This is a genomic window from Streptomyces armeniacus (genome assembly GCF_003355155.1).
Lineage (GTDB): Bacteria > Actinomycetota > Actinomycetes > Streptomycetales > Streptomycetaceae > Streptomyces > Streptomyces armeniacus.
In genome coordinates, this window is the sequence record NZ_CP031320.1 from 4,357,843 (window position 1) to 4,380,385 (window position 22,543).

Consider the following 22,543-nt stretch of genomic DNA (forward strand, 5'->3'; position numbering starts at 1 on the left):
CCCCGGTCGCCTCGGCTGCCAGGTCGGTACAGCGCCGGTGACCGCATGACCGAACGCGAAGACGTGGTGGTGATCGGCGGCGGCCAGTCGGGGCTCGCTACCGGCTACCACCTGCGCCGCCTCGGCCTGGACTTCGTGATCCTGGACGCCCAGGACCGGGCGGGCGGGGCGTGGCGGCACGGCTGGGAGTCGCTGCGGCTGTTCTCACCTGCCGCGTACTCCTCGCTGCCGGCCACCCCATGCCCCACCAGGACGGAGCGCTCTACCCCGACGCCGGTCACGTCGTGGACTACCTCGCCGCGTACGAGCAGCGCTACGACCTGCCCGTACGGCGGCCCGTCCGCGTGCACGGCGTCCACCGCGACGGCGAACGGATGCGGGTGGAGACCGGCGCGGGCACCTGGTCCGCCCGTACCGTCGTCTCCGCGACCGGGACCTGGTGGCGCCCCTTCCTCCCCGCCGTCCCCGGCCGGGACGTCTTCGGCGGCAGGCAGCTGCACACGGCCGAGTACCGCGGCCCGGACGCGTTCGCCGGGCAACGGGTCGTCGTCGTCGGAGGCGGGAACTCCGGCGCGCAGATCGCCGCCGACCTCGCTCCCCGTACGGACCTGACGTGGGTCACCCGGCGTCCGCCGCGGTTCCTGGCCGACGAGATCGACGGCCGCGCGCTGTTCGACGCGGCCACCGCACGGCGGCGCGCCCTGGACACCGGAGCGACGGACACCGGCGGGGTGGCATCGCTCGGCGACATCGTCGCCGTTCCCCCGGTCCGCGCCGCGCGTGACGCGGGACGGCTCAAAGCCCAGCCGATGTTCGCCCGCCTCCGCGAGGACGGCGTCGAGTGGGCCGACGGAACGCGGGCACCGGCCGACACCGTGATCTGGTGCACCGGCTTCCGCCCCGCGCTGTCCCACCTGGCACCTCTGGGCCTGCGCGGCGCCCGCGGCCACATCCGTACGCACGGCACCCGCGCCGCCGGCGAACCCCGGCTCCACCTGATGGGCTACGGCGACTGGACGGGCCCCGCCTCCGCCACCCTCATCGGCGTGGGCCGGCCCGCCCGCGACGCGGCCCGCCAGATCGCCGGACTGATCCGCTGACGCGGAGGGCCCGTCGCGCGGAACCGTCGGCGGTCGAGGCCGTACCGGCCGTCAGGGCCCGTAGTGCCGCAGCATCTGACCCATGGCGGCCAGCACCGACGGCTCCACCCGGTAGTACACCCAGGTCCCGCGCCGCTCGGAGGCCAGCAGACCGGCCTCCCGCAGCTTCTTCAGGTGGTGGGAGACGGTGGGCTGGGAAACGCCGACGCCGGAGATGTCACACACGCACGCCTCACCGCCCTCGTGCGAGGCCACGGCAGAGAACAGGCGCAGGCGCACCGGGTCGCCGAGCGCCTTGAACATCGCCGCGGTACGGACCGCCTCCTCCGCGGTCAACGTGCGCTCGGTCAGCGGCGGACAGCACGGCACGACGTCCGGCTCCAGCACGGGCAGCGCCCTGTCATTCGACATGCATATATGTTGACACATATCGAATCAACAAGGGAGGGCTGGACGCACGCCGCCCGACGCCCTCCCGCACGTACAGGGACCGCAGGAGCGGGTACCGCCGCGAACGGCGGCACCCGTTCTCCTCGCAGGTGAACTCTCCCGCCGGCCTCAGAACCCGGCCGCGGCGGCCGCGCCCCGTACGTGGGCGGCGAGCGGCGGGGTGACGTAGGCGGCGTCCCTGCCGACTCCGCGCAGGGTGTTGGAGGCGAAGGAGTGCTGGAACTCCAGGCCGAGGTAGACGAGACCGGGGTGCGTGAGGGAGAGGCCGCCGCTGTGCAGCGGGGCGCCGTCGGCGTCCAGCGCGCCGAGCGGCCGGAGGCAGTCCAGGCCGGGACGGTAGCCGGTGGCCAGCAGCACCGCGTCGGTCTTCTCGCGGCGGCCGTCGGCCCAGATGACGGCGTCCCCGTCGAGTGCGGTGAACATCGGCCGCCGTTCCAAGTGGCCGTTCTGCAGGGCGTTCTGGTAGCGGCCGTCGTCCAGGACGAGGGTGCCGCCGACGACGTGGGCGAGCCATGCGGGCGGCAGCTGGTCGAAGCCCGCGGTCGTCAGCCAGTGGTGCAGGTCCCTGCCTTCGCGTATCTGCGGCAGGAACCGGATCGGGTTGCGGCTGGCGAGGGTCACCTCGGCGACGTGGGCCAGCTCGTGGGCGATCTGTACGGCGGAGTTGCCGCCGCCGACCACGACGACCCGCCGGCCCGCGTACGGCTCGGGGTCGCGGTAGTCGGCGACGTGCAGGAGTTCACCGGTGAAGTCCGGCGCCCCGGGGAGGTCGGGCAGGTGCGGGTTGCCGAACGCGCCGGTGGCCGCGACGACCCCGGCGGCGGCGACGCGGCGGCCGTCGGACGTGCGCAGGGTGAAGCCCGGCCCGTCGGCCTCGACGGTCTCCACCCGGGTGTGGGTGCGGATCTCGGCGTCCAGGAGGTCCGCGTACCGGGTGAGGTAGGCGGTGACCTCGTTGCGGTGCGGGTAGCGGTCGCCGTCACCGGGGAAGGGCAGGCCCGGCATGGCGCTGTAGCGGGCGGGCGAGAACAGGGTGAGGCTGTCGTAGTAACGCGGCCAGGAACCCGCCGGGCGGTCCGAGGCTTCCAGGACCACGGGCCGCAGCCCCTCCGCCAGCAGTGCACGGGCAGCGGCCAGGCCGGACTGCCCGCCGCCGATGACCGCGACATCGAATACATCATGCTGACCCATGAGACGTGACCCCTAACTTCGACAGATGTCTATGTTGACGTCTATCAATACAGATGGGATGCTTGCGGCGCAAGCATCGACAGACGTCGAACCAGAATTCCGGGAGTCCTCGTGAACGCGCCCACCACTACCGCCTCCGACCTGCCCACCGTGGTCATCGGAGCGGGCCCCATCGGCCTGGCAGCCGCCGCCCACCTCGCCGGGCGCGGCCTCGAACCCCTGGTACTGGAGGCCGGACCGGCCGCCGCGAGCGCCGTACGCGAGTGGGGCCACGTACGGCTGTTCTCCACCTGGGCCGAACTCGTCGACCCCGCCGCCGAGAAGCTCCTCGCCCCCACCGGCTGGACCGCCCCCGACTCCGCCGCCTACCCGTCCGGCGCGGACTGGGCCGAGCGGTACCTCCAGCCGCTCGCCGACGCCCTGGGCGACCGGGTCCGCTACGGCGCCACCGTCACCGGCGTCTCCCGCCTCGGCCGCGACCGCGTCGTGGACGCCGACCGCGAACGGCAGCCCTTCACCGTTCACCTCCGGCACACCGACGGCCGCACCGAACGCCTCACCGCCCGCGCCGTCATCGACGCCTCCGGCACGTGGTCCACCCCGAGCCCGCTGGGCGGCGACGGACTGCCCGCGCCCGGCGAACACGAGGCGTCCGCCCGTATCTCCTACCGGGTGCCGGACCTCGACGACCCCGCCGTACGGGCCCGTTACGCGGGCCGGCGCACCGCCGTCATCGGCTCCGGCGCCTCCGCCTTCACCGCCCTCGCCCAGCTCGCCGCCCTCGCCCGGGAGACGCCCGGCACCCACGCCTCGTGGATCCAGCGGCGCGGCATCGGCGACGCCACCTTCGGCGGCGGCGAAGCCGACCAGCTGCCCGCCCGCGGCGCCCTCGGCCTCGCCGCGAAGGCCGCCGTCGACGACGGCCACGCCGACGCCGTCACCGGCTTCCGCACCGCCACCGTCGAGGCCGAGGGCGCACAGCTCGTGCTGGTCGCCGAGGACGGCCGCCGCCTCGAGCCCGTGGACGAGGTCATCGCCCTCACCGGCTTCCGGCCCGACCTCTCGTTCCTCTCCGAGCTCCGTCTCGGCCTGGACGAACGCCTCCAGGCCCCGGTCGCCCTCGCTCCCCTCATCGACCCCAACCAGCACTCCTGCGGCACCGTCTATCCGCACGGCGCGAAGGAGCTGTCCCACCCCGAACAGGACGTCTACCTGGCGGGCATGAAGAGCTACGGCCGCGCCCCCACCTTCCTGGCCCTGACCGGCTACGAACAGGTCCGCTCCATCGCCGCCGCCCTCGCCGGCGACCACGAGGCCGCCGAACGCGTCGAGTTGGTTTTCGCCGAGACCGGCGTCTGCGGCGGCTCAGGCCTCTTCGACACCCCCGACGCCCCCGACACCACGCAGACAGAGGAGAGCGGCGGCTGCTGCGCTGCACCGCCCACGCTCCAGATCGGCGCCACCGCCCCGGCCACCACCGGCGGCTGCTGACCCGTGCCCCGCCTCGACGCCGCCGAGGCCGTGACCGGTACGGGGGACCAGTCACGGCCTCGCGGTGTGCTGCCCGCCCTGTGCGCCACCCAGATCACCAGCTGGGGCGTCCTCTTCTACGCCTTCCCCGTCCTGCTCCCCCGCCTCAGCGCGGACACCGGCTGGTCCACGAGCACCGCCAGTGCCGCGTTCTCGGCGGCGCTGCTGACATCGGCGCTCGCTGGGATAGCCGTCGGCCGCATCCTCGACGCACGCGGACCACGTACGGTCATGACGACGGGCTCCGTCCTCGGCGCACTCGCGCTCCTCGGCGTCGCCACCGCACCCAACCTGCCCGTCTTCACCGGCGCGTGGATACTCGCGGGCTTCGCCATGGCGGCCACCTTCTACCCGCCCGCCTTCGCCGCCGTCACCCGCTGGTGGGGCGAGGACCGTGTCCGCGCGCTCACGATCGTCACCCTCGCGGGCGGCCTGGCGAGCACCGTCTTCGCCCCGCTGACCGCCGCTCTCGCCGACCACCTCACCTGGCGAGCCACCTACGCCGTCCTCGCCGCGATCCTCGCCCTGATCACCATCCCGGCCCACGCCCTCGCCCTGCGCGCCCCCTGGCCCCATGCGTGGGGTGTGCTGGTGTTGGGTGCTGGTTTCGTTGTGTTTCGGTGGTCATAGCGTGAGGGAAACGCCCGGTTACATTCCGAACCCGGAAGCTAAGCCTTTCTGCGCCGATGGTACTGCATACGGGAGTGTGTGGGAGAGTAGGACACCGCCGAACTTTCTTTAGGGGTAGCCCCGTTGGCCTTGTGCCGACGGGGCTGTCTCACGTTCAGGGCCACTCGTGCCCCAAGCCCGCTGCTCGGCTTCGCCGCCCAGCCCGGTAGGGTCAGGTCGGTATCGATCGCGCGATGACTCACAGCAGGAGGCCGAGGGTGGAGGTCCAGGAGACGGGGGCTCAGACGGACCGGGTCTTCAACGTTCCCAACATCCTCAGCATGGCCCGTCTCGTCGGCGTGCCCATCTTCCTGTGGCTGATTCTGTGGCCCGAGTTCGGCGGCCCCAACAGTGACGGCTGGGCCCTGCTCGTCCTCGCTCTCAGCGGCATCAGCGACTACCTGGACGGGAAGCTCGCCCGGCGCTGGAACCAGGTCAGCAATCTCGGGCGCATCCTCGACCCGGCCGCCGACCGCCTCTACATCCTGTCCACCCTCGTCGGTCTCACCTGGCGCGAAATCCTTCCTCTCTGGCTCACCTGCGTGCTTCTGGCGCGAGAGTTGTTGCTGCTGGTCATGGTCTGGATCCTCGACCGGCACGGTTACGCGCCGCCGCAAGTGAACTTTCTCGGCAAGGCCGCGACCTTCAACCTTATGTATGCCTTTCCGCTGCTTCTGCTGAGCGACGGATCGGGCTGGGTCGCCTCGCTCGCCGCAGTTTTCGGCTGGGCTTTCGCGGGCTGGGGTACGGCACTCTACTGGTGGGCAGGGATCCTCTACGTGGTCCAGGTCCGCCGCCTGGTCAAGGCGGACGCCGCGGCCGACTGAGCCTGCTCGCCTGCTCAACGCTGAGCGGCCCGGGCCGGCTGCCCGTAATGTGGGACTGTGGGTCATCTTGAACGGGGGACAGTCGGTGTGACTGTCGTCTCTGCAAGGAGGACGCTTCCGATATGAAGGCCGTCGTAATGGCAGGGGGCGAGGGCACGCGCCTTCGCCCCATGACCGCGAGCATGCCCAAGCCGCTTCTGCCTGTGGCCAATCGCCCGATCATGGAGCATGTGCTGAGGCTGCTGAAGCGGCACGGTCTCAGCGAAACCGTCGTGACCGTGCAATTCCTCGCTTCTCTTGTCCGGAACTATTTCGGGGACGGCGAGGAGCTCGGCATGGAGCTCACCTATGCCAACGAGGAGAAGCCACTCGGCACGGCAGGGAGCGTCAAGAACGCCGAAGAGGCGCTGAAGGACGACTCGTTCCTCGTCATCTCGGGTGACGCGCTCACCGATTTCGACCTCACCGACCTCATACGTTTCCACCGCGAGCACGGCGGACTCGTCACCGTCTGCCTGACCCGCGTCCCCAACCCGCTCGAGTTCGGCATCACCATCGTCGACGAAGACGGCCGCGTGGAACGCTTCCTGGAGAAGCCGACCTGGGGCCAGGTCTTCTCCGACACCGTCAACACCGGCATCTACGTCATGGAGCCCGAGGTCTTCGACTACGTCGACCCCGACGTCTCCGTCGACTGGTCAGGCGACGTCTTCCCGCAGCTCATGAAGGAAGGCAAGCCCATCTACGGCTACGTGGCCGAGGGTTACTGGGAGGACGTCGGCACGCACGAGAGCTACGTCAAGGCGCAGGCGGACGTGCTCGAGGGCAAAGTCGACGTGGAAATCGACGGGTTCGAGATCTCGCCCGGCGTGTGGATCGCCGAAGGCGCCGAAGTGCACCCCGACGCGGTGCTCCGCGGCCCGCTCTACATCGGCGACTACGCCAAGGTCGAAGCCGGTTCCGAAGTGCGCGAGCACTCCGTCATCGGCTCCAACGTCGTCGTCAAGAGCGGCGCGTTCCTCCACCGGGCCGTGGTCCACGACAACGTCTACATCGGCCAGCAGTGCAACCTCCGCGGCTGCGTCATCGGCCGCAACACCGACGTGATGCGCGCCGCGCGGATCGAGGACGGCGCCGTGATCGGTGACGAGTGTCTGGTCGGCGAGGAGTCCATCGTCCAGGGCAACGTCCGCGTCTACCCGTTCAAGATCGTGGAGGCTGGCGCCTTCGTCAACACCTCCGTGATCTGGGAGTCCCGCGGCCAGGCCCATCTCTTCGGCGCCCGCGGCGTGTCCGGCATCCTCAACGTCGAGATCACCCCGGAGCTGGCCGTACGGCTCGCGGGCGCGTACGCCACCACCCTCAAGAAGGGCTCCACGGTCACCACCGCCCGCGACCACTCGCGCGGTGCCCGCGCCCTGAAGCGCGCGATCATCTCGGCGCTGCAGACGAGCGCCATCGACGTACGGGACCTGGAGAACGTCCCGCTCCCCGTCGCCCGCCAGCAGACAGCACGTGGCAGCGCCGGCGGCATCATGATCCGTACGACGACGGGTGTGCCCGACTCCGTCGACATCATGTTCTTCGACGAGCGGGGAGCGGACCTCTCGCAGACGAGCCAGCGCAAGCTCGACCGCGTGTACGCGCGCCAGGAGTACCGCCGCGCTTTCCCCGGCGAGATCGGTGACCTGCGCTTCCCCGCCAGCGTCTTCGACTCCTATACGGGCTCTCTCCTGCGCGCCGTGGACTCCACGGGCGTCGAGGAGTCCGGCCTCAAGGTCGTCGTGGACGCCTCGAACGGCAGCGCCGGCCTCGTACTCCCCAGCCTGCTGGGGCGGTTGGGCGTCGAGTCGCTGACGATCAACCCCGGACTGGACGAGTCGCGCCCCACGGAGACGGCCGAGACCCGGCGTTCGGGGCTGGTACGGCTCGGGGAGATGGTCGCGTCCGCGCGCGCCGCGTTCGGCGTCCGCTTCGACCCCGTCGGCGAACGGTTCTCGCTCGTCGACGAGCGCGGCAGGATCATCGAGGACGACCGGACGCTGCTGGTGATGCTCGACCTTGTGGCGGCCGAACGGCGCAGCGGCAAGGTGGCGTTGCCGGTCACCACCACTCGTATCGCCGAGCAGGTCGCGGCCTACCACGGGACGCAGGTGGAGTGGACGACGACCTCTCCGGACGACCTCACGCGGGTCGGCCGGGAGGACGCGACGGTCTTCGGCGGGGACGGGCGGGGCGGGTTCATCGTGCCGGAGTTCAGCCCCGTGTTCGACGGGGCCGCCGCGTTCGCACGGCTGCTGGGCCTCGTCGCCCGCACCCAGCTCACGCTGAGCCAGATCGACGCGCGCATCCCGCAGGCGCACGTGCTGCGCCGCGACCTGGCGACGCCCTGGGCGGTCAAGGGGCTGGTGATGCGGAGGGTCGTGGAGGCCGCTGGCGACCGTTCCGTGGACACCACCGACGGCGTCCGTATCGTCGAGCCCGACGGCCGCTGGGTGATGGTCCTCCCGGACCGGGCCGAAGCGGTCACGCACCTGTGGGCGGAGGGCCCCGACGACACCTCCGCGCAGGCGCTGCTGGACGAGTGGTCCGCGGTCGTGGACGGCGCCGGACGCTGAAGTGCCGCCGCGCCGGCGGCCGTACGGCGCGACCGGCGCGCGTGAACGGGCCCACCGGGCAGCACCGGTGGGCCCGTTCGGCGGCAGCACCGTCGACGTGCGACGATGTGCGGCATGCCGCAGCAGCACCCCGGACGGAGTACCGCATCGCGGCCTGCGCGTCCGGACGCCTCGATGTCGCTGCTGACCAACGTGATGGATCACAGCCTCGACGACGGATACGCCGAGGCCGCCGCCCGCGACGTCGCCGCGGGCCGGTCCGGGCTGCCCCGCACCCTGAACGCGAAGCTGTGGCTCGCCGCCGGACTCGTACTGGCCGCGCTCGTCGTCACCGTCGGGGCGGTGCAGGCGCGGGTCGACGCGCCCACCGTCGCCAAGGAGCGCGAAGAGCTCATCGACCGCGTGGAGGAGGGCACACGGGAGGCCGATGCCCTCGAGGAGCGCATCGAGGAGCTGCGCAAGAGCGTCAGCGCACGGCAGAACGAGGCGCTGGAGCGGCACGGCGGTGACAAGGGCGCGCTCACCGCGCTGCTCGCCGGCGCGACGCCGGTCGAGGGCCCGGGCCTCAAGCTGGTCGTGGACGACGCCAAGAACACCCAGCAGGACGGCGGTGACGGGCCGCGCAACGACAGCGGGTTCTCCGACACCGGCCGCATCCGCGACCGCGACATGCAGCGCGTCGTCAACGGGCTGTGGGGCGCGGGCGCCGAGGCGGTGTCCATCAACGGTCAGCGCCTCACGGCCCTTTCGGCGATCAGGGCGGCAGGCGACGCGATACTGGTCGACAACAAGCCGCTCGCGCCCCCGTACACGGTGCTCGGCGTGGGCGACGGCCGGAAGCTGAGCAGTGCGTTCCGGGACAGCGCCGACGGGCGCTACCTGCAGGTGCTGAAGGAGAGCTACGGCGTGCGCTACAACATCTCCGCACAGGACGAGGTGCGGCTTCCCGCCGCGCTGAGCCTGTCCGTACGGACGGCGGAGCCAGTGAAGACAGGAAGCCCGTGAAGACAGGAAAGGGCAGCACATCGTGATCGCCGTACTGGGCCTCATCGTGGGAGTCGTGGCCGGACTCGTGGTCCGGCCCGTGGTGCCGACGGTGGTGGAGCCCTACCTGCCGATCGCCGTCGTCGCGGCACTGGACGCGGTCTTCGGCGGGCTGCGGGCGATGCTGGACGGGATCTTCAACGACAAGGTCTTCGTCGTGTCGTTCCTCTCCAACGTCGTCGTCGCCGCGCTCATCGTCTTCCTCGGCGACAAACTGGGCGTGGGCGCGCAGCTCTCCACGGGCGTGGTCGTCGTCCTCGGCATCCGCATCTTCTCCAACGCGGCCGCCATCCGCCGGCACGTGTTCCGGGCGTGAGGCCGATGAGCGACGACAACGCCAGGAGCACCGACGACGCCGGGAAGGCCGGCCCCGCCAAGGGCCCCGAGGACAGCGGCGACAACGCGGACAACGGCAGCAGCGGCAACGGTCACGGCGGGAGCACCGGGAGCACCGGGAGCACCGGGAACGCCGGCGAGGCGACGCACGCCGAGAACGGCCGGCCGGACGACGGCGCGCCCCCGGACGGGGACGCGGACACGGACGACGGCGCCCCGGAGCTGACCGGGCGGCAGCGCCTCGTGGCCGCGGTCTGGCCGCCGCGGGTCACCCGGGCCCAACTCACCGTCGCCGTGCTGCTGTTCGTGCTCGGCCTCGGGCTGGCCATCCAGGTGCGCTCGACCAGCGAGGGCGGACCGCTGCGCGGCGCCCGCCAGGAGGACCTCGTACGGATCCTCGACGAGCTGGACGACCGGTCCGCGCGGCTCCAGGGCGAGAAGCAGCGCCTGGAGGGCCAGCAACGGGAGCTGGAGAACAGCTCGGACCAGGCCGAAGAGGCCCGTAAGCAGACCCAGCAGAAGGCGCGCCAGCTGGGCGTGCTGGCGGGCACGGTCGGCGCCGAGGGCCCGGGGCTGCACATCACGGTCCGGGACCCCGGCGGCGCCGTCGAGGCCGACATGCTTCTTGACACGATCCAGGAACTGCGCGCCGCGGGCGCGGAGGCGATTGAGGTGAACAACGTGCGGGTGGTGGCGAGCAGTTACCTTCAGGGCGCGACCGATGTACGGATCGACGGACACGCGGTCTCCCCGCCGTACCGTTTCGAAGTGATCGGCGAACCGAAGGATCTCGAGCCCGCGCTCAACATCCCAGGTGGCGTCGTGCAGACGCTGGAGAAGGAGCAGGCCGCCGTGGAGGTTTCGCGGTCGGAGAAGATCACCGTGGACGCCTTGCGTTCCACGAAGCGGCCTGACTACGCTCGGTCATCACAGTGAGGTGGCGATCGAGTCTTCGAGGGGGTCGGCGGGGGTGCAGCGGCCCCCGTGAGGGAAACTGTTCCGAGGCCGGGGACGTTCTCAGGGCGTCCGGAATGGCCAGTGGGAACATCGAGGGTCTGTCCTGCCCCACGGGCGGGTCTGTGTCGTGCGAGGGGAATCGCCCGTGAGTTTCTTTTCGAGGTTGTTCGGCAAGAGCCGCAAGGAGGGCGGTGGCGGCGAGTCGCGCCGTCATCGGGCCCCCCGGCACGGCGAGGCCGCCCAGGGCGGTGCCCCGGGAGACGAGGGCGAGCGTCCGCTCTTCCGCGACGAGGTGGGAGCGCCTGGCGGCCCCAATCAGGGTGGTCCCGGCGTGGTGTCTGTTGACCCCGAAGCGACGGGCCGCATAGGTTTCGAAGAACCATCAACCTCAAGTACGGGTGGAGGGTTTACCTTGCCGGTATGTTCGAGGTGCGGGACCCGTGCGGCCGAGGCCAGCCGGTTCTGCTCCAACTGCGGTGCGCCGCTGCGAGGCGGCATGCCGGCCGGCGAGGCCCCGTCGGAGACGACGTCCACGATCTCCATCTCCGGCCTGGAGGCCCACGACTCGGAGACCACCGGCCAGCACGTGGTGGCGCTGCCCCCCGAGGCGCAGGCGGCTGTCGACGCTCTCCCCATGGGATCGGCGCTGCTGGTCGTGCGCCGCGGGCCGAACTCGGGCAGCCGTTTCCTCCTGGACGGCGAGCTGACGACGGCGGGACGGCACCCGGAGAGCGACATCTTCCTGGACGACGTGACCGTTTCGCGGCGCCACGTCGAGTTCAGGCGCGGCCCGGACGGCGGCTTCACGGTCTCCGACGTCGGCAGCCTGAACGGGACGTACGTCAACCGTGAGCGGATCGAGACAGGCGTCCCGCTCGCCAACGGCGACGAGGTGCAGATCGGCAAGTACCGGCTGGTCTTCTTCGCGAGCCAGCGAGGCATCTGACCCGTCTCAGGGGAAGGCTCATGCTGCACACACCGTCGGGTGGCGCCGGAGCCGGCGCCACCACCGGGGGGAACGGCAGGCCGATGAGCATCGGCGCCGTGCTCGAGGTGCTGCGCGAGGAGTTCCCCGAGGTCACCATCTCCAAAATCCGTTTCCTGGAGTCCGAGGGTCTGGTGGAGCCGGAGCGCTCGCCGTCGGGGTACCGGAAGTTCCGGGACGGCGACGTCGAGCGCCTCGCCTACGTCCTGCGGATGCAGCGCGACCACTACCTCCCGCTGAAGGTCATCCGCGAGCACCTGGACGCCCTGGCGCGCGGTGAGGAGCTGCCCCTGCCGCCCGCCCCGCACCCTGGCGGGCTCCCTGAGCCCCGCGGAGCGGCGGACGGGCCACCGGGCGCAGGCAGCCCTGTACGGCTCGGCAGGGCGGAGCTGGTCGCCGTGGCGGGGGTGACCGAGGACCAGTTCGCCGAGTGGGAGTCGTACGGGCTGATCGGCCCGCACGAGGACGGCGGATACGACATGGGTGCCGTGTCCGTCGCCCGGCTGCTGGCCGACCTCGGCCGCTTCGGGCTGGAGGCGCGCCATCTGCGGACCGTGAAGGCGGCGGCCGACCGGGAGGCGGGGCTCGTGGAACAGGTCGTGGCCCCGCTGCGGCAGCACCGCGATCCGGGCACCAGGGAACGGGCCGAGACCACCGCCAGAGAGCTCGCGGGGCTCTCCCTGCGGCTCCACGCCGCGCTCGTACGGACGGCGCTGCGGCTGCCCGCACCCTGACGCGGGTACACGAATGCCCTCGCCGAAAGGGTGCCCGACTACCCAAACAGGCCGGGCACGTCCTAGGGTTGCTGTGTGAACGAGCTCGACGTTGTGGGTGTCCGGGTCGAAATGCCCTCCAACCAACCGATCGTTCTCCTGCGAGAAGTGGGAGGCGACCGATACCTCCCCATCTGGATCGGCCCCGGGGAGGCGACCGCGATCGCCTTCGCGCAGCAGGGCATGACGCCTGCGCGGCCGCTGACGCACGACCTGTTCAAGGACGTGCTGGAGGCGGTGGGACAGGAGCTGACCGCGGTCCGGATCACTGATCTGCGGGAGGGCGTGTTCTACGCCGAGCTGGCGTTCGCCAGCGGAGTCGAGGTGAGCGCCCGGCCGTCCGACGCGATAGCGCTGGCCCTCCGTACGGGTACGCCGATCTTCGGCAGCGACGGGGTGCTGGACGACGCCGGGATCGCGATCCCGGACGAGCAGGAGGACGAGGTGGAGAAGTTCCGCGAGTTCCTCGACCAGATCTCGCCGGAGGATTTCGGCACCAGCAGCCAGTGACGCGTACGCGGCCGGGAGGCCGCCGCGCACATTCGCTGATCCGTTCCCGCACCCGGGATACGTGAAACCACTCTTTGGGTGATTATCACTCGGCGTGCCGAGTGTGGCGATCGTTGACGCACCCCGGGTGACTGCCTACCTTCAGTTGGGCAGGTTCCGGGGGACTATCCCCGGAATGTGAAGGAGGAGGTCGGCGTGAGCAGCACCGGCGGAGACGGCACGGCGGCGAACGGATCCCCTCCACTTCAGGGGCCCCCAGCGCAGCACGCCTCCGAGGCCGTACCGGCCGACGGCAGTCCCGCCGAACGGCTCGGCTACCGCGGCCCCACGGCCTGCTCGGCCTCCGGTATCACCTACCGGCAGTTGGACTACTGGGCGCGTACGGGCCTGGTCGAGCCGAGCATCCGCGCCGCGTACGGATCGGGCAGCCAGCGGCTCTACAGCTTCCGCGACGTCGTCGTCCTCAAGATCGTCAAAAGACTCCTGGACACGGGCGTATCGCTGCAGAACATCCGTACCGCTGTCGAGCACCTGCGGTCGCGCGGCAGGACCGACCTGGCCCGGATGACGCTCATGAGCGACGGCGCCACCGTCTACGAGTGCTCGTCGCCGGACGACGTCGTGGATCTGCTCCAGGGCGGCCAGGGCGTCTTCGGCATCGCCGTGGGCGTGGTCTGGAAGGACGTCGAGGGCGCGCTCTCCGAGCTGCACGCCGAGCACGTGGACACCGGCGAGACCATCGTCCGGGATCACCCCGAGGACGAGCTGGCGCGCCGGCGCGGCAACCGCGCCGGGTGAGATTGTCAGTGGTCTGCGGCAGCATCGACAGATGTGAGGTCCGCACCGACGATTCTGCATCTCGACATGGACGCGTTCTACGCCGCCGTGGAACAGGCGGCCAAGCCGAGCCTGCGCGGGAAGCCGGTCATCGTGGGCGGCCTCGGGCCGCGCGGAGTCGTGGCCACGGCGTCGTACGAGGCACGGCGCTTCGGGGTGCACTCGGCGATGCCCATGGGGCAGGCCCGCAGACTCTGCCCGAACGCCGCGTACCTCATTCCCCGCTTCGGGCTCTACCGCCAGGTCAGCGACGTGGTGATGGGGCTCCTCCAGGAGCTGTCACCGCTGGTGGAGCCGCTCAGCCTCGATGAGGCGTTCGTCGACCTGGAGGCCGGCGGCACACCCGCGGACACCGCGGCCGTGCGCGAGGTCGCCCATCGGCTGCGGGCGGACATCCGGGCGGCGACCGGACTGAGCGGGTCCGTGGGCCTGGCCGGCTCCAAGCTGCTCGCCAAGATCGCGTCCGAGGACGCGAAGCCGGACGGGCTGGTGGTCATCGAGCCCGGCACCGAGCGGGACCTGCTGGCGCCGCTGTCCGTCCGCATCCTCCCCGGCATCGGGCCGGCCACCGCCGAGACGCTGCGCAGGGCCGGGATCACCACGGTCGGCGAGACGGTGGAGGCGGGGGAGGACGAGCTGCTCAGGCTGCTCGGCAAGGCGCACGGCTCCGCGCTGTACGCGATGGCGAACGGGGTCGACGAGCGGCCGGTGGTGGCCGAGCGGGACGCCAAGTCCGTATCCGTGGAAGACACCTTCGACGTGGACCTCACGGACCGCACGCGCGTGCAGACGGAGCTGGACAGGCTGGCCGAGCGCTGCGTGCAGCGGCTGCGCGCGGCGGGGCGGTCGGGCCGTACGGTCGTGATCAAGGTGCGCAGCTACGACTTCTCGACGCTGACCCGCTCCGAGACGCTGCGCGGGCCCACGGACGATCCCGCGGTCGTACGGGAGGCCGCGGCCCGTCTCCTGGACAGCGTGGACACCACGGCGGGCGTACGGCTGCTGGGCGTGGGCGTGAGCGGGCTGGCGGACTTCACGCAGGAGGACCTGTTCGCGCAGGCGGCGGAGGCCGCGGGCGCGGCGGAGGTGGCCGAAGCGGCCGAAGCGAGTGACGCGGGCGAGGCGGGAGCGGGGGAGACGGCCACCGCCGCGGGGGCGGAGCCGGCGCCGGGCGGAACGGCCGCGCCGCACCAGGCGGCCGCTGAGCGGACCGGCGCGCCCCGCAGGTGGCTCCCGGGCAGCGACGTGCTGCACGCCGTGCACGGGCCCGGCTGGGTCCAGGGCAGCGGCATCGGGCGGGTCACGGTGCGCTTCGAGGGGCCCGGATCGGCGCCGGGGCGCGTACGGACCTTCGCCGTGGACGACCCGGACCTGAGCAGCACCGATCCGCCCCCGCTGGTCACGACGGCGGCAGGCGAGGGCGCGCCCCCGCGGGCGGAGGAGCCCGTACGGGGCGGCGCCGGGCCGGACCACACGGCAGACGGTGAGTCCCCGGCCGGTGAGTCCCCGGCCGGTCAGCCCCCGGCCGGTGAGCCCCCGGCCGGTCAGCCTCCGGCCGGACGGTCCTCCGAGCCCGCGATGCGGCCGAACTCCGGGTCCGGCGCGGGCGGGCCCGGCGGCTCGGAGCCGGTGGCGGGCACGTCGAGGCCGTAGTGGTGGTACAGCTGCAGCTCCTGCTCCGGCGAGAGGTGGCGGCCCACGCCGAAGTCCGGCGCGTCCTTGATCAGGGCGCGTTCGAAGGGAATCCGCAGGGCGTCGCCGTCCAGTTCGCTCGGCTCGAGCGGGACGAAGGCGTCGCGGCTGAACAGGCCCGTCCGTACGGCCGCCCACTCGGGCTGGCCCGTGGCATCGTCGAGGTACACCTCGTCGACGGTGCCGATCCGCGCACCGTCGCGGTCGAATGCCTTGCGGCCGATCAGGCTCCGCGGATCGATCTCGGTCTGCACGATCCCTCCAACTGGTCGCAGTCATTCCGGAATGTCCGTGAGTACAGAATCCCTCAGGATCAGCAAAAGCGACATTCCGGTGGCCTCCGGTTGACGCTGCGGGTACCCGTTCTGAACCTCGCTGGTACTCTCGAAGACGGCTGTCGACCCTGTACGGGAGAGTTCTCCGGCAAGATGTGCCGGAGGCGCCGAAGGAGCAACTCCTCCCCGGAATCTCTCAGGCTCACGTACCGTACGGACGAGGTCACTCTGGAAAGCAGGGCGGGCCGCGGACGAGTGCCGAAGTCCCCCTCACCGACGGTGAAAGCCGGACCGGCCCGCGAGCGGGCGGGACCGGTGAAGCTCTCAGGTTGAGATGACAGAGGGGGAGGCCGTCCGGGCACCGTCATGGTGCCCCTCGCAGGTCGCAGAGACCCAGGAGGCCCCCGCAGATGACCGCCAACCGCAATTCTCTCGCCGAGCTGGAGAGCGCCGTACCGTTCGAGCGCCGCCACATCGGGCCGGACGCGGCGGATCAGGCCAAGATGCTGGCGCAGGTCGGATACGGCTCCCTCGACGAGCTCACCGCCGCCGCCGTGCCCGACGTGATCAAGAGCACCGAGTCGCTCGGGCTGCCCGACGCGCGAAGCGAGGCGGAGGTGCTCGCCGAACTGCGCGGGCTCGCCCAGCGGAACCAGGTCCTCCACCCGATGATCGGGCTGGGCTACCACGGCACGTTCACGCCGCCCGTCATTCTCCGCAACGTCCTGGAGAACCCCGCCTGGTACACCGCGTACACGCCGTACCAGCCCGAGATCTCGCAGGGCCGGCTCGAGGCCCTGCTCAACTTCCAGACCGTCGTCGCCGAGTTGACCGGACTGCCCACCTCCGGCGCCTCGCTCCTCGACGAGCCCACCGCCGCCGCCGAGGCCGTCGCGCTGTCCCGGCGGGTCGGCAAGGTCAAGCAGGGCGTGTACGTGATCGACGCCGACTGCCTGCCGCAGACCATCGCCGTCATCCGTACGCGCGCGGAGCCGGCCGGGGTCGAGACCGTCGTCGCCGACCTCCGCGACGGCATCCCGGCGGAGGTGGCCGAGCGCGGCGTGTTCGGCGTGCTGCTGCAGTACCCGGGCGCGTCCGGCGCCGTACGCGACCCGCGCGCCGTCATCGAGCAGGCGCACGAGCTCGGCGCGATCGTCACCGTCGCCGCCGACCTGCTGTCGCTGACCCTGCTCACCTCGCCCGGAGACCTCGGCGCGGACATCGCCGTCGGCTCCAGCCAGCGCTTCGGCGTCCCGATGGGCTTCGGGGGGCCGCACGCGGGCTACATGGCGGTGCAGGACACGTTCGCGCGCAGCCTGCCCGGCCGGCTCGTCGGCGTCTCCAAGGACGTGGACGGCAACCAGGCGTACCGGCTGGCGCTGCAGACCCGCGAGCAGCACATCCGCCGTGAGAAGGCCACCAGCAACATCTGTACGGCACAGGTGCTGCTCGCCGTGATGGCCGGGATGTACGCCGTCTACCACGGCCCCGACGGCCTGGCGGGCATCGCCCGGCGCACGCACCGGTACGCCGCCCTGCTCGCCGCCGGGCTGCGGGACGGCGGCGTGGATGTCGTGCACGGCGCCTACTTCGACACGGTCACCGCGCGCGTCGAGGGCCGGGCCGCGCAGGTCGTCGCGGCGGCGCGGGAGGCGGGCGTCAACCTCCGCCTGACCGACGCCGACCACGTCGGGATCTCCTGCGACGAGACCACCGGGCGCGCCCAGCTGGCCGCCGTCTGGCGGGCGTTCGGGGTCGAGGCCGACATCGACGCGCTGGACGGCGCCACCGCCGACGCGCTCCCCGCGGAGCTGCTGCGCACCGACGACTACCTCACCCACCCCGTCTTCCACCAGCACCGCTCCGAGACGGCCATGCTGCGCTACCTGCGCAAGCTCGCCGACCGCGACTACGCGCTGGACCGCGGCATGATTCCGCTCGGCTCCTGCACGATGAAGCTCAACGCCACCACCGAGATGGAGCCGGTCACCTGGCCGGAGTTCGGCGCGCTGCACCCGTTCGCGCCCGAGGACCAGGCGCAGGGTTACCTCACGCTCATCCGCGAACTGGAGGAGCGGCTGGCCGAGGTCACCGGCTACGACACGGTGTCCCTCCAGCCCAACGCCGGTTCGCAGGGCGAGCTGGCCGGGCTGCTGGCCGTACGGGCGTACCACCGCGCCAACGGCGACACGCAGCGCGACGTCTGCCTCATCCCCTCCTCCGCGCACGGCACGAACGCCGCGAGCGCGGTGATGGCCGGCATGCGGGTCGTCATCGTGAAGACGGGCGACGACGGCGACGTCGACGCCGAGGACCTGCGCGCCAAGATCGAGCAGCACGGCGAGCGGCTGGCCGTGCTGATGGTCACCTACCCGTCCACGCACGGTGTGTTCGAGGAGCACATCACCGAGATCTGCGCGGCGGTGCACGACGCGGGCGGCCAGGTGTACGTGGACGGCGCGAACCTCAACGCGCTGCTCGGGCTGGCCAAGCCGGGCCGGTTCGGCGCGGACGTCTCGCACCTCAACCTGCACAAGACCTTCTGCATCCCGCACGGTGGCGGCGGTCCCGGCGTGGGGCCCGTCGGCGTACGCGCGCACCTGGCGCCGTATCTGCCCAACCACCCGCTCCAGCCCTCCGCCGGGCCGGAGACGGGCATCGGGCCGGTGTCCGGGGCGCCGTGGGGATCGGCCGGCATCCTGCCGATCTCGTGGGCGTACGTGCGGCTGATGGGCAGCGCGGGCCTGCGCCGGGCGACGCAGGTGGCGGTGCTGGGCGCGAACTACATCGCGAAGCGCCTGGAGCCGCACTACCCCGTGCTGTACACCGGCCCGAACGGGCTGGTCGCGCACGAGTGCATCATCGACGTGCGGCCGCTGACCAAGGCCACCGGCGTCAGCATCGACGACGTCGCCAAGCGGCTGATCGACTACGGCTTCCACGCGCCGACGATGTCGTTCCCGGTCGCCGGGACGCTGATGATCGAGCCCACCGAGAGCGAGGACCTGGCCGAACTCGACCGGTTCTGCGAGGCGATGATCGCGATCCGCGCGGAGATCGAGCGGGTGGCGTCGGGGGAGTGGGACGTCGCGGACAACCCGCTGCGGAACGCCCCGCACAGCGCCGCGCAGCTCGGACGCGAGTGGGACTTCCCGTACAGCCGCGAGGAGGCGGCCTTCCCGGCCGGGGTGGAGGCCTCCGACAAGTACTGGCCGCCGGTGCGCCGCATCGACGGCGCGTACGGCGACCGCAACCTGGTGTGCTCGTGCCCGCCGGTGGAGGAGTACGAGGGCTGACAGCCGGCATAGGTGGGGGCCGGTGCGGCGGTGACGCCGGGCCGGCCCCTGTTCGTACGGTGCCGCGTGGTGCTGCGGCGGTGCTGGTGCTGTGCTGTTCGGTGATGTGCCGCTCAGCGCCGTGCGGACGGCGCTGAGTTGAGGCGAGCGGTGCGCGCCGTGTCAGGCGGCGGTGATGATGCGCTCGCTGTCGATCGGACGGTGCGGCGCGATGACCTTGCCGTCCGGCAGCAGCTCACCGGTGTCCTCGAAGAGCAGGACCCCGTTGCACAGCAGGCTCCAGCCCTGTTCGGGGAAGTGCGCCACGAGGTGCGCGGCTTCCCGGTCGGCGGATTCTGCGGTCGGGCACGGTGGCTGGTGCTGGCACATTTGCGGTGTCTTCCGTTGTGAGTCGGTGTCTGTCCTGCGGCTCGGTGCGGTGTCCATCGCCGCCCCCCGTTTCGTCGGTCTGTCCCCAGTGTTGCCCTGCGGACGAGAATCCGCAGGCATTTTGCGGCAGCACTCCTCACAGGTTTGAGACGCGTCACCCACTCGAGCGGTTGCCCTCGGGATCCGGTCCTTTCGGGTAGCCGTAAGAACGCGGAGGGCTACGCCCGCGGGGGAGGGAGCCGGGCGGCCCGGGCGCGGCACGGCAGCCGCCGGCCGGCGCGCCGCTCCGTGTGCGAGCGGTACGCCGGCCGGCGGCTGGTCGGCGGGCGGTCGGACGGCCGTACGGGGCCGGGCAGCCGTGCCGGACGGGACGGTTCCGCCGGGTCAGACAGCCGTACCGAGCAGCGGCGAGGAGGAGGCCACCAGCCGGTGCGTGAGCAGCGGCAGCAGCGCGTCGACCCGGTGCGGCTGGTGCGCGGCGATCCCGGGCGGCGCCGGGGCCAGCGGGATCAGCAGGTCCGACGCGGCCGGTGAGCCCTCGGCGGGGTCCGCGTCGGCGTCGCCGTGCAGCCACAGCGTGAGCATGTACAGCTCGGGCACGGACAGCAGGCGCGGCTGGTACGGCAGCGGCAGCGCGCCTGCCTGTTCCATGGCGCGCTCGGTGGAGGACACGTACGGGCCCTCCCGGAAGTGCGCGAACGACCAGCCCTCCGCGGACATCATGACCTCGGCCGCCCCCACGACGACCGCCTGCGCGTCCCCCGCACCGTCGGCGGCGCCCGGTGGCCGGTCGCGCAGCAGGAAGCGCCACCCGGTGAGCCGGGTGCTCGGCGGGCCCTGCCGCTGGCCGACGCGGGCGATCTCGTGGATGGGCAGCGGGAGGTCGGGTCGCGGTGCGCCCGTGATCCCGGCGGCGGGGGAGCCGAGCGCGTCGAGGAGACTGCGCAGCGCGGGAGCCGGAGCCGGGGACATACGCAAGGGCATGATGGGTCGCCTCTCATCGGAGACATGGCGGTGCGAGGACGGTGCGCGGACGGCGCTGTCGGCGTACGGAAAGCCGCGGAGGGCGGCTGGGAGGGCGTCGACGGTCGTGGGCCGTTCGGGCACCAAGTCTCTGCCTCGTTCGAGGAGTTTATACGACCTTTGTTCCCACCATGTTTCCGCTAGAACCCCCGCAGCATTTCAACAAGGGGAAATCCGGACGATTTGGCGGGGGTATTTCTCCGGTTACGCGCCGACCGCATGTGCGCTGCCTCGGATTTCCCTCGGAATGTGGTCGGCCGAAAGCTTTCGGCGCATTTCACGAGCCTTTGTGCGAGTGGCGTGGGCCACTGCCGTATGCCGATGGAATGTGCCTGCCGGTCTCTCCGTCAAGGGTAACGGCCGACGGCGGCTCCGGGGAGGCGTTATCGATCATACGGACGGGCATCAATCCTTCGTCATACGTGTGACCCCGGCCGTATCCGGCCCCGCACCCCCCAAGCCCAGCAGTCCCGCACCGCCGTCAGAGGAGGAACGCCCCGATGGGAGAGAAGGTCGCGGCCGACAGATTCGGCCTGGCCGACCGGCAGAGGTACCGCAGCAAGCTGCGGCTGTGCCTGGAGGGTTTGGAACGGCTACTGCGGGAGCAGCGGTTCGACCGCCCCCGCAGCATGATGGGGCTGGAGATCGAGCTGAATCTCGCCGACGCCGGCGGTCAGCCCCGGATGATGAACGCGCAGGTGCTGGAGCGGATCGGCAGCCGGGACTTCCAGACGGAGCTCGGGCAGTTCAACCTCGAAGTCAACATCGTCCCGCACCAGTTGACGGGGCGCGTCTTCGACCAGCTCGCCGAGGAGCTGAGCACCGGGCTCGCGTACGCCGACCGGCAGGCCCGCGAGGTCGCCGCGCGGATCGTGATGATCGGGATCCTGCCCACGCTCACGGGCGAGGACCTGGTGTCCGCGAACCTCTCCGCCGTCGACCGCTACACCCTGCTCAACGACCAGATCATGGCGTCGCGCGGCGAGGAGGTCACGCTCGACATCCAGGGCGTCGAGCACCTCAGCTACGTCTCCGGCTCCATAGCGCCCGAAGCGGCCTGCACCTCGGTGCAGTTGCACCTCCAGGTGACGCCGAGCCGGTTCGCGAACGTGTGGAACGCCGCTCAGGCCATCGCCGGCCCGCAGATCGCGCTCGGCGCCAACTCGCCGTTCCTGTTCGGCCGTGAGCTGTGGCGCGAGTCGCGCCCGCCGCTCTTCCTGCAGGCGACCGACACCCGGCCGCCCGAACTCGCGGCGCAGGGCGTGCGGCCGCGCACCTGGTTCGGGGAGCGCTGGATCAACTCGGTGTACGACCTCTTCGAGGAGAACGTCCGCTACTTCCCGTCCCTGCTGCCGCTCTGCGAAGACGAGGACCCGCGGGCGGAGCTCGACGCGGGCCGCATACCCGCCCTGGCCGAACTCGTCCTGCACAACGGCACCGTCTACCGCTGGAACCGCCCCGTGTACGGCGTCGCCGACGGCGTACCGCACCTGCGGGTGGAGAACCGCGTCCTGCCCGCGGGCCCCACGGTCACCGACGTGCTCGCCAACACGGCCTTCTACTACGGCCTCGTGCGCGCGCTTGCCGACGATCCGCGTCCGGTGTGGAAGCGCATGCCGTTCGCCACCGCGCGGGAGAACTTCGACAACGCCTGCCGCCACGGCATCGAGGCCGAGCTGCACTGGCCGCGGCACGGGCGCGGCGGCCCGGCCACGGTGCCCGCCGTGCGGCTCATACGGGACGAGCTGCTGCCGCTCGCGGCGTCTGGCTTGGATGCCTGGGGCATCGAGCCGGCGGACCGGGACCGCTATCTGTCCGTGGTCGAGGAGCGCTGCCGGCTCCGTACGAACGGGGCGTCCTGGCAGGCCGCCTCCTTCCACCGGGCGCAGGCGGCCGGGCTGGACCGGGAGAAGGCGTTGACGGCGATGACGAGGAGGTACTGCGAGCTGGTCCGTACGGAGGAGCCGGTGCACAGCTGGCCCGTCGGGCCGTAGCCGCGGCGTGCCGCGTCCCGCGCCGCCGCACCGCGCGGGCGGCCCGGGACGCGGCGGGTGCAGGTGC

The 22,543-nt window shown here is 71.7% G+C and carries 18 protein-coding genes, 1 rRNA gene, 2 pseudogenes and 1 riboswitch; of the genes and pseudogenes, 16 read left to right on the top strand and 5 right to left on the bottom strand.

Going from position 1 to position 22,543, the window contains the following annotated elements:
• The first annotated feature begins 45 nt into the window (after positions 1-45).
• Positions 46-1,100: pseudogene (locus tag DVA86_RS18845) on the top strand (ArsO family NAD(P)H-dependent flavin-containing monooxygenase).
• A gap of 51 nt (positions 1,101-1,151) precedes the next feature.
• On the opposite strand, the gene DVA86_RS18850 reads toward DVA86_RS18845, so the two are convergent.
• Positions 1,152-1,511, bottom strand: coding sequence for an ArsR/SmtB family transcription factor (locus DVA86_RS18850; protein WP_208879845.1), 360 nt, complete (start codon positions 1,509-1,511; stop codon positions 1,152-1,154).
• Between the two features lie 147 nt (positions 1,512-1,658).
• The gene (locus tag DVA86_RS18855) at positions 1,659-2,741 is read right to left on the bottom strand and encodes a flavin-containing monooxygenase (protein ID WP_208879846.1); all 1,083 of its coding nucleotides are present in this window, start codon (positions 2,739-2,741) and stop codon (positions 1,659-1,661) included.
• A gap of 111 nt (positions 2,742-2,852) precedes the next feature.
• Between DVA86_RS18855 and DVA86_RS18860 the strand changes: the two genes are divergently transcribed.
• The 13 genes and pseudogenes from DVA86_RS18860 (at position 2,853) to DVA86_RS18920 (ending at position 15,480) form a co-directional block, all read left to right on the top strand.
• Positions 2,853-4,232 carry an NAD(P)-binding domain-containing protein gene (locus DVA86_RS18860; protein WP_208879848.1) on the top strand — a complete coding sequence of 460 codons (1,380 nt, stop codon included), beginning with the start codon at positions 2,853-2,855 and terminating at the stop codon, positions 4,230-4,232.
• Between the two features lie 3 nt (positions 4,233-4,235).
• Positions 4,236-4,850 (top strand): annotated as a pseudogene (locus DVA86_RS18865) (MFS transporter); the annotation flags it as partial.
• 37 nt (positions 4,851-4,887) lie between these two features.
• Positions 4,888-5,004, top strand: a 5S ribosomal RNA gene (rrf, locus tag DVA86_RS18870).
• A 154-nt stretch (positions 5,005-5,158) separates the two neighbouring features.
• Positions 5,159-5,767, top strand: coding sequence for a cardiolipin synthase ClsA (gene clsA, locus DVA86_RS18875; protein WP_208879850.1), 609 nt, complete (start codon positions 5,159-5,161; stop codon positions 5,765-5,767).
• A 122-nt stretch (positions 5,768-5,889) separates the two neighbouring features.
• Positions 5,890-8,385, top strand: a complete 2,496-nt coding sequence (locus DVA86_RS18880; protein ID WP_208879852.1) for a mannose-1-phosphate guanyltransferase — start codon at positions 5,890-5,892, stop codon at positions 8,383-8,385.
• 114 nt (positions 8,386-8,499) lie between these two features.
• Positions 8,500-9,390 carry a DUF881 domain-containing protein gene (locus DVA86_RS18885; RefSeq protein WP_208879853.1) on the top strand — a complete coding sequence of 297 codons (891 nt, stop codon included), beginning with the start codon at positions 8,500-8,502 and terminating at the stop codon, positions 9,388-9,390.
• Positions 9,391-9,412: 22 nt separating this feature from the next.
• Entirely contained in the window at positions 9,413-9,745 is a 333-nt protein-coding gene (locus DVA86_RS18890) for a small basic family protein (protein WP_208879855.1), read from the top strand.
• Positions 9,746-9,750: 5 nt separating this feature from the next.
• Positions 9,751-10,701, top strand: coding sequence for a DUF881 domain-containing protein (locus tag DVA86_RS18895; protein ID WP_208879856.1), 951 nt, complete (start codon positions 9,751-9,753; stop codon positions 10,699-10,701).
• Positions 10,702-10,825: 124 nt separating this feature from the next.
• A complete protein-coding gene (locus tag DVA86_RS34975) occupies positions 10,826-11,668 on the top strand; it encodes a double zinc ribbon and FHA domain-containing protein (RefSeq protein ID WP_222623434.1) in 843 nt (280 codons plus the stop codon).
• Between the two features lie 20 nt (positions 11,669-11,688).
• Complete coding sequence (gene ftsR / locus DVA86_RS18905; protein ID WP_208879860.1) at positions 11,689-12,441, top strand: transcriptional regulator FtsR; 753 nt, start codon at positions 11,689-11,691, stop codon at positions 12,439-12,441.
• Between the two features lie 75 nt (positions 12,442-12,516).
• Positions 12,517-12,990, top strand: coding sequence for a bifunctional nuclease family protein (locus DVA86_RS18910; RefSeq protein ID WP_027750355.1), 474 nt, complete (start codon positions 12,517-12,519; stop codon positions 12,988-12,990).
• Positions 12,991-13,185: 195 nt separating this feature from the next.
• The gene (locus DVA86_RS18915; RefSeq protein ID WP_208879862.1) at positions 13,186-13,788 is read left to right on the top strand and encodes a MerR family transcriptional regulator; all 603 of its coding nucleotides are present in this window, start codon (positions 13,186-13,188) and stop codon (positions 13,786-13,788) included.
• Positions 13,789-13,821: 33 nt separating this feature from the next.
• Complete coding sequence (locus DVA86_RS18920) at positions 13,822-15,480, top strand: DNA polymerase IV (RefSeq protein ID WP_208879864.1); 1,659 nt, start codon at positions 13,822-13,824, stop codon at positions 15,478-15,480.
• On the opposite strand, the gene DVA86_RS18925 is transcribed toward DVA86_RS18920, so the two are convergent.
• The gene (locus DVA86_RS18925) at positions 15,372-15,773 is read right to left on the bottom strand and encodes a PRC-barrel domain-containing protein (protein WP_208879865.1); all 402 of its coding nucleotides are present in this window, start codon (positions 15,771-15,773) and stop codon (positions 15,372-15,374) included. The genes DVA86_RS18920 and DVA86_RS18925 overlap by 109 nt on opposite strands.
• Positions 15,774-15,917: 144 nt before the next feature.
• A riboswitch (glycine riboswitch) is annotated at positions 15,918-16,016 on the top strand.
• A gap of 188 nt (positions 16,017-16,204) precedes the next feature.
• On the opposite strand from DVA86_RS18925, the gene gcvP reads away from it, so the two are divergent.
• On the top strand, positions 16,205-19,090 hold the full coding sequence (gcvP, locus tag DVA86_RS18930; protein ID WP_208879867.1) for an aminomethyl-transferring glycine dehydrogenase: 2,886 nt from the start codon (positions 16,205-16,207) through the stop codon (positions 19,088-19,090).
• Positions 19,091-19,252: 162 nt separating this feature from the next.
• Here the strand turns inward: gcvP and DVA86_RS18935 are convergent, their stop codons facing one another.
• Both DVA86_RS18935 and DVA86_RS18940 read right to left on the bottom strand, forming a co-directional pair.
• A complete protein-coding gene (locus DVA86_RS18935) occupies positions 19,253-19,459 on the bottom strand; it encodes a DUF5999 family protein (RefSeq protein ID WP_222623333.1) in 207 nt (68 codons plus the stop codon).
• A gap of 384 nt (positions 19,460-19,843) precedes the next feature.
• Entirely contained in the window at positions 19,844-20,443 is a 600-nt protein-coding gene (locus DVA86_RS18940; RefSeq protein ID WP_208879870.1) for a hypothetical protein, read from the bottom strand.
• 539 nt (positions 20,444-20,982) lie between these two features.
• Here DVA86_RS18940 and DVA86_RS18945 point away from each other — a divergent pair.
• Positions 20,983-22,476, top strand: a complete 1,494-nt coding sequence (locus DVA86_RS18945; RefSeq protein ID WP_208879872.1) for a glutamate-cysteine ligase family protein — start codon at positions 20,983-20,985, stop codon at positions 22,474-22,476.
• Positions 22,477-22,543: the final 67 nt, after the last annotated feature.